The organism is Phenylobacterium sp., assembly GCF_030645195.1.
GTDB lineage: Bacteria > Pseudomonadota > Alphaproteobacteria > Caulobacterales > Caulobacteraceae > Phenylobacterium.
In genome coordinates this window covers 1-8,930 of the sequence record NZ_JAUSLW010000162.1, presented here as the reverse complement: position 1 = coordinate 8,930, position 8,930 = coordinate 1, and the positions used below count along the sequence as shown (strand labels likewise).

At 68.7% G+C, this 8,930-nt stretch carries 11 protein-coding genes; 7 read left to right on the top strand and 4 right to left on the bottom strand.

What is annotated here, in order from left to right:
• The first annotated feature begins 160 nt into the window (after positions 1 to 160).
• The gene (locus Q7T09_RS13435) at positions 161 to 736 is read left to right on the top strand and encodes a 5-formyltetrahydrofolate cyclo-ligase (protein ID WP_370689247.1); all 576 of its coding nucleotides are present in this window, start codon (positions 161 to 163) and stop codon (positions 734 to 736) included.
• Positions 737 to 745: 9 nt separating this feature from the next.
• Positions 746 to 1,585: a TIGR00282 family metallophosphoesterase gene (locus tag Q7T09_RS13430; RefSeq protein WP_304700372.1), complete on the top strand. Its 840-nt coding sequence runs from the start codon at positions 746 to 748 to the stop codon at positions 1,583 to 1,585.
• 3 nt (positions 1,586 to 1,588) lie between these two features.
• Here the strand turns inward: Q7T09_RS13430 and Q7T09_RS13425 are convergent, their stop codons facing one another.
• On the bottom strand, positions 1,589 to 3,322 hold the full coding sequence (locus Q7T09_RS13425) for an ATP-binding protein (protein ID WP_304700370.1): 1,734 nt from the start codon (positions 3,320 to 3,322) through the stop codon (positions 1,589 to 1,591).
• Between the two features lie 104 nt (positions 3,323 to 3,426).
• The gene (locus Q7T09_RS13420; protein ID WP_304700369.1) at positions 3,427 to 4,071 is read right to left on the bottom strand and encodes a hypothetical protein; all 645 of its coding nucleotides are present in this window, start codon (positions 4,069 to 4,071) and stop codon (positions 3,427 to 3,429) included.
• Positions 4,072 to 4,224: 153 nt separating this feature from the next.
• On the opposite strand from Q7T09_RS13420, the gene Q7T09_RS13415 reads away from it, so the two are divergent.
• Together Q7T09_RS13415 and Q7T09_RS13410 are read left to right on the top strand one after the other, a co-directional pair.
• Positions 4,225 to 4,578, top strand: coding sequence for a phage holin family protein (locus Q7T09_RS13415; protein WP_304700368.1), 354 nt, complete (start codon positions 4,225 to 4,227; stop codon positions 4,576 to 4,578).
• A gap of 3 nt (positions 4,579 to 4,581) precedes the next feature.
• Complete coding sequence (locus Q7T09_RS13410) at positions 4,582 to 4,800, top strand: hypothetical protein (RefSeq protein WP_304700367.1); 219 nt, start codon at positions 4,582 to 4,584, stop codon at positions 4,798 to 4,800.
• Between the two features lie 66 nt (positions 4,801 to 4,866).
• Here Q7T09_RS13410 and groL read toward each other — a convergent pair whose 3' ends face one another.
• Entirely contained in the window at positions 4,867 to 6,513 is a 1,647-nt protein-coding gene (groL, locus tag Q7T09_RS13405) for a chaperonin GroEL (protein WP_304700366.1), read from the bottom strand.
• Positions 6,514 to 6,566: 53 nt separating this feature from the next.
• Positions 6,567 to 6,854 carry a co-chaperone GroES gene (gene groES, locus Q7T09_RS13400; RefSeq protein ID WP_304700365.1) on the bottom strand — a complete coding sequence of 96 codons (288 nt, stop codon included), beginning with the start codon at positions 6,852 to 6,854 and terminating at the stop codon, positions 6,567 to 6,569.
• Positions 6,855 to 7,089: 235 nt separating this feature from the next.
• Between groES and Q7T09_RS13395 the strand changes: the two genes are divergently transcribed.
• The 3 genes from Q7T09_RS13395 to Q7T09_RS13385 all read left to right on the top strand — a co-directional run.
• Positions 7,090 to 7,515, top strand: a complete 426-nt coding sequence (locus tag Q7T09_RS13395) for a hypothetical protein (protein WP_304700364.1) — start codon at positions 7,090 to 7,092, stop codon at positions 7,513 to 7,515.
• Between the two features lie 85 nt (positions 7,516 to 7,600).
• On the top strand, positions 7,601 to 7,975 hold the full coding sequence (locus tag Q7T09_RS13390) for a VOC family protein (RefSeq protein ID WP_304700363.1): 375 nt from the start codon (positions 7,601 to 7,603) through the stop codon (positions 7,973 to 7,975).
• A gap of 237 nt (positions 7,976 to 8,212) precedes the next feature.
• The coding region (locus Q7T09_RS13385; RefSeq protein WP_304700362.1) for an acyl-CoA dehydrogenase family protein at positions 8,213 to 8,930 on the top strand (718 nt) is incomplete at its 3' end.

The window sequence follows — 8,930 nt, the reverse complement described above, 5'->3', positions numbered from 1 at the left end:
CAAATCCCAGAGACCTTAATTCTCTCTACGGGAGCTGTCCCTGTCCGGGCTCGTGGGCCCGGGCATATGGCGCCCACCTGGTATACCAGGTCCGAGGGGGTTTTAACCGTCCTTCACGGCTCTCGCGGCGCCGCCACCCTTCCGCCCCGACAGGAACAGGGTGAGCGACATCTCCTCCAAGAGCGACCTGCGCGGCCGCATGCGCGTCCTGCGCAAGGCTTTGGCCGTCGCCGCCCCGGGCGCCGCCGAACGCGCCGCGGCCCTGCTGCCCCTGGAGCGCCTGCCGGCCTTCGCGGTGTTCAGCGGCTATCACGCCCTGGGCTCGGAGCTCGATCCCAGCCCGCTGATCCGCCGTCTGGCGGCCACAGGCGCCATGCTGGCCCTGCCGGTGGCGCTCAGCCCCGATGCGCCCCTGGCTTTCCGGGCCTGGGATTCCCGCGACGCCCTGGCGCCCGACGCCCTGGGCGTGCCGGCGCCGCCACCCTCCGCGCCGGGCCTGCATCCGGACCTGGTGATCACTCCGCTGCTGGCCTTCGACCGCGGCGGCGGACGCCTGGGCCAGGGCGGCGGCCATTTCGACCGCACCCTGGAGGCCCTGCGGGCGGTGAAGCCGGTCTTCGTCCTCGGCCTGGCCTATGCCGGCCAGGAGGTGGAGCAGGTTCCCGCCGAGCCCCACGATCAGAGGCTGGACGCCATCCTCACCGAAACCGGCTATAGAGAGCTGAAGAAGACCTAAGGACTTTCAATGCGTTTTGCTTTCTTCGGGGATGTCGTGGGCCGCGCCGGCCGCGACGGGATCGCCGATCACCTGCCCGGCCTGCGCCGGCGGCTGGGCCTCGAATTCGTGATCATCAACGCCGAGAACGCCGCGGCGGGCTTCGGCATCACCGAGAACACGGCCCGCGAGCTGTTCGACGCGGGCGCCGACTGCCTGACGCTGGGCAACCACTCCTTCGACCAGAAGGAGGCGCTCACCTACATCGTGCGCGAACCGCGGCTGATCCGTCCGGTCAACTATCCGCTGTTCGCCGACACCCCCGGCCGCGGCTCCCAGATGTTCGAGACCGACACCGGAAAGCGCATCCTGGTGATCAACGTCCTGGGCCGCATCCACATGGACAGCCTCGACGACCCCTTCGCCGCCGTGGACCGCGAGCTGGAGGCCTGCCCGCTCGGCATGGCCGTGGACGCCGTGGTGGTGGACATGCACGCCGAGATCACCAGCGAGAAGATGGCCATGGGCCACTTCTGCGACGGCCGCGCCAGCCTGGTGGTGGGCACCCACACCCACGTTCCCACCGCCGACTGCCAGATCCTCAACGGCGGCACCGCCTACCAGACCGACGCCGGCGCCTGCGCCGACTATGACAGCGTCATCGGCAACCAGAAGGAAGAGCCCCTGCGGCGCTTCACCACCCGCATTTCCGGAGGCCGCTACAAGCCGGCCGAGGGCCCGGCCACGGTCTGCGGGGTTTTCGTGGAGACCGACGACGCCACGGGCCTGGCCCGGCGGGTCGAACCCATCCGCATCGGCGGCCGGCTGTCGGAGACGGTGCCGGTGCTTAACGCGGTGGCCGCCGAGTAGGGCTCAGGCTGCGTCGGTCCGCGCCGCCGCCTCGTCCCGCGGGGCGCAGGCCTCCAGGATGGCGGCGATCAGGGCCATCGGCTGGATCGGCTTGGGCTGGACGCCGTCGAAGCCGTGGCCCCAGAGCTTGGCGTCCTCGCCGGGCATGGCGTCGGCGGTGAGCGCGATCACCGGGATGTCGGCGGGGCCCGCCTCCCCGGCGCGGATGCGACGCAGGGCCTCGATCCCGGTCATCCGCGGCATGTGGACGTCCATCAGCACCAGGTCGAAGGCCCCGTCGCGCAGCATGTCCAGGGCCTCGACCCCGTCATTGGCGGTCTCGAGACGGGCCCCCACGGCCTCCAGGATGGCGCGGGCCACGGCCTGGTTGATGGGGTTGTCCTCGGCCACCAGGATTCGCACGCCGGACAGACCGCCGCCCGGCGCCTCCGGCTCGACCAGGTCCAGGGCCTCGGCGAGAGGCAGCTCCAGCAGGACGCGGAAGATCGAGCCACGCCCGGGCTCGCTCTCCACGGCGATGACGCCGCCCATCAGGTCGGTGAGCTGCCTGCAGATGGCCAGGCCCAGGCCCGTGCCGCCGAATCGGCGCGAGGTGGCCGCCTCGGCCTGGGCGAAGGACTGGAACAGGCGGGCCTGCTGGTCCGGCGAGATGCCGATCCCCGTGTCGGAGACCGCGATCTCGAAGCGCGCGCCGTCCTGGGCGGCGATCTGCGGCCGGATCGACAGCCGAACCTCGCCGGACTCCGTGAACTTCAGCGCGTTGGACACCAGGTTCAGCATGATCTGGCGGAGGCGGTTGGGGTCGCCGGCCACCCAGCGCGGCGCGCCGGGCGCCACCTCGTAGGTGAGCTGCAGGCCGCGGGCATTGGCCACCTCCCGCCACAGGTCGCAGACCCGGGCGCCGACCTCGGTGAGGTCGAAGGCGATCGTCTCCAGCTCGAGCCTTCCGGCTTCGATCTTGGAGACGTCGAGGATGTCGTTGAGGATGGCCATCAGCCCATCGCCGGAGCGGATCAGCATCTCCACCTGGGTGGCCTGGCGATCGTCCAGCCGGGTCTGTTTCAGGGCGTGCGCCATGCCCAGCACCCCGTTCATCGGCGTGCGCAGCTCATGACTCATCATGGCCAGGAAGGCCGACTTGGCCTGGTTGGCCTCCACCGCCTCGCGCTGGGCGTCCTCCAAGGCCTGGGCCGCCTTCATGTTCAGAACCGCGCTGGTGAAGAGGTAGAGCACCGCCAGGGCGGCGGTCGCCACCAGGGTCAGCAGCGGCGCCCCGTGGAAGCCGCCGGCGAAGGTCACCAGATAGAGCAGGGTCGCGGCGGGAATCCCCGCCACCAGGGTGAGCGCCAACTTGGAGCGGAAGGCGAAGCATTGGGCGTGGATCATCTGGCTGGCGAAGATGGCGACGGCCACCAGCTGCAGGGCCTGGGACCCGGTCCGCCAATAGGCGATCGCCGCCCCCGACCAGATCAGGCTGACGGCGGTCAGGGCGAGGACGAACATCAGGCGCCTGGCCTGGGTGTTGGCCCGGCCGGCGAAGATGTCTCGGTTCACCCACCACGACCAGGCCTCGCTGGCCGCGACGGCGGCGAGCCAACCCGCAGCCGGGGCGACCCCGAAGTGAAGACTGAACAGGCCCGCGCTCACCAGGGACAGGGCCGCGCGCACCCAGATCGTGGTCCGGGATTCGATCGCGACGGCGTCGATCTGATCGTTCAGTAGGCCGCGCGGCGTCATGACCCCAGCCGGCCCCCCAAATGGCGCGTGTGGAAATCCCAGCCTCGATCCTGGCTCACAATGGTGAAGTCTTCGTTCTGACGCACACGTCGAAACGCGCCGGCTCAGCGCGGCGGCGGCCCCATCGGCGGCCGGGGCAGGGTGGCCAGGGTCAGCCTGCCGTCGCCGTCGGCGTCGAGGATGGCGAAGCGCTTGCTGGCGGCCTTGGCCCATTCCTCGGCAGTGACCTTCCAGTCCAGGTCGGCGTCGGCGCCGCGCACCGGCTGGGGCTCGTTCAGCAGGCCGTAGCGCCCCGCGCCCTCGCGCGGAGCGGCCCGCGCCGGACCTCCACGTCCGCCGGGGCCGGGACGGGGGATGTTGCTGGCTTCCGTCTCATCGCCCATGGGTCGCCGGTGGAAACCGCCGCCGCCGGGGCCGCCCTCGCCCGCGAAGCTCATGCGGGTGATCTCCGGGGCGATCCTGGTCTCGTAGGCCTGGTTCTCGAAACCGTCGATCCTGCCGTCGGCGTTGGCGTCCAGGACCTTGTAGAAGGCCATGGCGTCGGCGCGGAACTCAGCCAGGGTGAGCGCCCCGTCATGGTCGGTGTCGGCCCGGGCGAACCAGGCCTCCAGGCCGCCGCCGCTGCGGAACGGCTCGCCGGCGGGGCTGATGAACAGCCGCTCCATCCCCTCCGGCGGCGGCCCTGGCTGGGCGGCGGCGGGGAGGGGCGAGAGGGCAAGGGCGATCAGCAGCGGCAGGCGGCGAGGCATGGCGGGTCCCGGAACTCTGGAGCCCGTAATTGGCCAAGCCCGTGGGGCTGAACTAAGCCCCAGACTGTAACCTCCGCGCAATCTGAGCGCGGGGCTTGGCCGTGGCGGCGCAGCGGGCCATCCTGGGCCACGTCCCCAAGGCCGGAGTTTCCCATGTCCCGTTTCCTCGCCCGCGTGCTGATCGCCGCGCTCGGCCTCTGGCTCGCCGCCTCGGTGGTGCCGGGGGTCTCCTATGCGGGATGGCTCGACCTGCTGCTGGCCGCCCTGCTGCTGGGGGTGGTCAACGCCATCGTCCGGCCCATCGTCTTCCTGCTGACCCTGCCGCTCACCATCCTGACGCTGGGCCTATTCCTGCTGGTGGTGAACGCGGCCATGATCGGGCTGGTGGCCCTGCTGCTGCCGGGATTCACGGTCGCGGGCCTGGTCCCCGGAATCCTGGCCGCCATCGTCACCGGCCTGGTGAGCTGGGTCGGCCAGATGGCGCTCGGCGACGGCCGGAGCGACTGAGCCGTGGCCACCTTCCTGATCCGTCACCAGGGCGAACTCGGCGTCGAGTGGGCCTTCATCAAGGCCAAGTCGCCGGGCGCGCTCACCACCGCCTTCCGCGAGATCGAGGTGATCGAGCCCTGGCCCGACTGGGCCACGCCCCAGATGGTCAAGGACGTCGGGGTCTATGATCTGAAGGGGGAACTGAGTCCGCTGCTGCAAAGGCTCAAGCGCGCCGAGTAGCGGCCACGAAAAAGGGCGGAGCCTCGCGGCCCCGCCCTCAATCTTAGGTGCAGTGGGTGCTCGGACTTAGAAGTCCATGCCGCCCATGCCGCCCATGCCGCCACCCATGTCGCCGCCGCCTTGGCCGCCCTTCTTCGGGGCCTCGACGATGGCGGCTTCGGTGGTGATCATCAGGCCGGCGACCGAGGCCGCGTCCTGCAGGGCGGTGCGGACCACCTTGGCCGGGTCGATGACGCCGGCCTGGACCATGTCCACATACTCTTCGCTCTGGGCGTTGAAGCCGAAGGTCGGGGAGGCGTTCTCCATGACCTTGCCGACCACGATCGAGCCTTCGACGCCGGCGTTTTCGGCGATCTGACGGATCGGGGCCTGCAGGGCGCGGCGCACGATGGCGACGCCGGCTTCCTGGTCGGGATTGTCACCCTTGAAGCCGTCCAGAGCCTTGGAGGCCTTCAGCAGGGCGACGCCGCCGCCGGGGACGATGCCTTCTTCAACCGCCGCGCGGGTGGCGTTGAGGGCGTCGTCGACGCGGTCCTTCTTTTCCTTCACTTCGACTTCCGTCGAGCCGCCGACGCGGATGACCGCGACGCCGCCGGCCAGCTTGGCCAGACGTTCCTGCAGCTTTTCCTTGTCGTAGTCGCTCGTGGTGTCTTCGATCTGGCGCTTGATCTGGCCGATGCGGCCTTCGATCGCGTCCTTGGCGCCCGAACCGTCGACGACGGTGGTGTCGTCCTTGGTGATGGTGACCTTCTTGGCCTTGCCGAGCATTTCGAGACCGACGTTCTCGAGCTTGATGCCCAGGTCTTCGCTGATCAGCTCACCGCCGGTCAGGATGGCGATGTCTTCCAGCATGGCCTTGCGGCGATCGCCGAAGCCCGGCGCCTTGACGGCGGCGACGCGGAGACCGCCGCGCAGCTTGTTGACCACCAGGGTGGCCAGGGCTTCGCCCTCGACGTCCTCGGCGATGATCAGCAGGGGACGGCCCGACTGGACCACGGCTTCCAGGACCGGAAGCAGGGGCTGCAGCGAGGTCAGCTTCTTCTCGTAGAGCAGGATCAGAGGCTCTTCGAGTTCGACCTCCATCTTGTCGGCGTTGGTGATGAAGTAGGGCGACAGGTAGCCGCGGTCGAACTGCATGCCTTCGACGACGTCGAGTTCGGTCTCGGCGGTCTTGGCCTCTTCGACGGTGATGACGCCTTCATTGCCGACCTTGGCCATGGCCTTGGCGATCATCTCGCCGACTTCGGTGTCGCCGTTGGCCGAGATGGTGCCGACCTGGGCGATCTCGGCGTTGGTGGTGACCTTCTTGGCCGAGGCCTTGATGTCGGCCAGGACCTTGGTGACGGCCTTGTCGACGCCGCGCTTCAGGTCCATCGGGTTCATGCCGGCCGCGACGGCCTTCAGGCCCTCGACGACGATGGCTTGAGCCAGGACCGTGGCGGTGGTGGTGCCGTCGCCGGCCTTGTCGTTGGTCTTGGAGGCGACCTCACGGATCATCTGGGCGCCGAGGTTCTCGAAGCGGTCAGCCAGTTCGATTTCCTTGGCCACCGACACGCCGTCCTTGGTGGAGCGCGGGGCGCCGAAGGACTTCTCGATGACCACGTTGCGGCCCTTGGGGCCCAGGGTCACCTTCACGGCGTTGGCCAGGATGTTGACGCCGCGCAGCATGCGGTCGCGCGCGTCGGAAGCGAAATAGACGTCTTTAGCGGCCATGTTCGTTCAGCTCTTTCAGTATGTTGTGGGAGGGAGGAGAGCGGAGGAGGTGGTTATTCGACCACGCCCAGGACATCGCTCTCCTTCATGATCAGGAGGTCCTGACCGTCGATCTTCACTTCGGTGCCCGACCACTTGCCGAACAGGATCTTGTCGCCCTTCTTGACGTCGAGGGGCTGGATCTTGCCGTTGTCATCGCGGGCGCCGGGGCCGACGGCGACGACTTCGCCTTCCTGCGGCTTTTCCTTGGCGGTGTCGGGAATGATGATCCCGCCCTTGGTCTTCTCTTCTTCTTCGACGCGCTTGATCAGCACGCGGTCTCCCAGGGGACGAAACGCCATGTCTTTTTCTCTCCGTTCGGGACGGTTGAATGGATTGCGTCGCAACGTGGGGCCGAGCGTTGGCAGCCGCAGCCCCAGAGTGCTAACGACGGGCGGGAGGTAGGGTCGCGGGGCCCCGGAGTCAAGCTTGGCCGGGTCCGAAACCTGCGTTCTGGCGATTCCTCTTGGCCGGCGCGCCGCCGCCCCGCTAAGGCTTTCGGCGAGGGAAGAAACTCAAAGTCCCAGGAGATCATCCATGCGCCTCGCGCTCGCCGCCCTGTCGGCCCTGTCCATCGCGGCCGTGGCCTTGCCCGCCGCCGCCGAAACCTGGAAGCCCTACAGCGCCGTGAGCGACAAGGGCCTCCAGTGGTCCTATGACACCGACTATTCCTACCGCGACACCGCCAGCGGCATGGTCGTGATCCAGCAAGCCATCGGCAAGGTGGGCGCCAGCCCCCGCGTCGGGCCCTCGGCCCCGGGCGCCGCCGACGGGGTCGGCAGCGTGGTGGCGATCGACTGCAAGGCCAAGGCCCTGATGATCATCGGTTCCTATTCGCCGTCCAAGCCTCTGGTGATCGCCGACACCTGGCGCACCGCCAAGGCCGCCAAGGCAACCAGCGCCGACGACAAGGCGCTCGTGACCGCCGCCTGCGCCGGCGCCGACCAGTTGCCCTCCAAATAGTCCCGCGGGCGGCCCCGCGCGCGGCGCGGGGCTTGCCAAGGGCCGCCCAGGGCCTAGCGTTCTCCGACACAAAGGAGGCGCAGCCATGCTGGATCATGTGAGCCTGAGGGTGGCCGACCACGCCCGGTCCCAGGCCTTCTACGATGTGGCGCTCAAGCCGCTCGGCCTGAGCCGGGTGTTCACGATGGACGTGGGCTCGGGCTATGGCGACAGCCGGCCCTTCTTCTGGATCGGCCTGGGGGAGGCCTCGGGCTACTGCCACGTGGCTTTCAGCGCCCCCGACAACGCCACGGTGGACGCCTTCTACGCCGCGGCGCTGGCCGCCGGGGCCCGCGACAACGGCCCGCCGGGCCTGCGCCCCCACTACCATCCCAGCTATTACGGCGCCTTCGTCCTGGATCCCGACGGCCACAATATCGAGGCGGTCTGCCACGGGGCCAACCCGGCCATGCCGAGCTGAATCTCCCGGACGGCGCGGGAAAGCATGAGCGTATTAAAACGCTTGTTTGATTTGCGGCCCGTGATGGGCCAAAGCTATCGGCCCAGAGCGGGATGAGGAAAAGTGGGAACCGGTTTTCCGCCCGCATCCCGCTCTAACTCTTGGGAATCGATTTTTCAGCGCGGCGAATAGGCCGCGCGACATCCATGGGTCTCGCGCAACGGGGCCGCCAACCAGAACACCGTGGGAGTGACAAAGATGAGCGAGACCAAGGACAAGGCCCAATCCAGCTTCAAGCTGAACCCGATGGACGACCTCAACGACCTGCGGATGTCGGCCAAGGCCCTGCCGCTGCTGGAGCACGTCAAGCGGTTCATCGTCGAGACGGTCAACCCGATGTCGGCGGAGTTCCACCGCCTGGGCGAGGGCAAGGCCGACATCTGGAGCTATGCGCCGGGCCAGCTGGAAGTGCTGGAAAAGGCCAAGGACAAGGCCAAGGCCGAGGGCCTGTGGAACTTCTTCCTGCCCAACGCCGAGACCGGCGAGGGCCTGTCCAACCTCGACTACGCCTATATCGCCGTCGAGCTGGGCAAGAACCCCATGGCCTCGGAGACCATGAACTGCGCCGCCCCCGACACCGGCAACATGGAAGTCCTGGAACGCGTCGGCACCCCTGAGCAGAAGAAGAAGTGGCTGGAGCCCCTGCTGCGCGGCGAGATCCGCTCGGCCTTCGCCATGACCGAGGTGAACGCCGCCTCGTCGGACGCCAAGAACGTCAACACCCGCGCCACCCTGGTGGGCGACGAATACGTCATCAACGGCGAGAAGCACTACCTCTCCGGCGCCGGCGATCCGCGCTGCAAGATCATGATCACCATGGTCCAGACCAGCCCCGACGGCCCGCCCAACCTGCGCCAGTCGCAGATCCTGGTCCCCACCGACGCGCCCGGCGTGAAGATCGTCGGCCCCATGAACG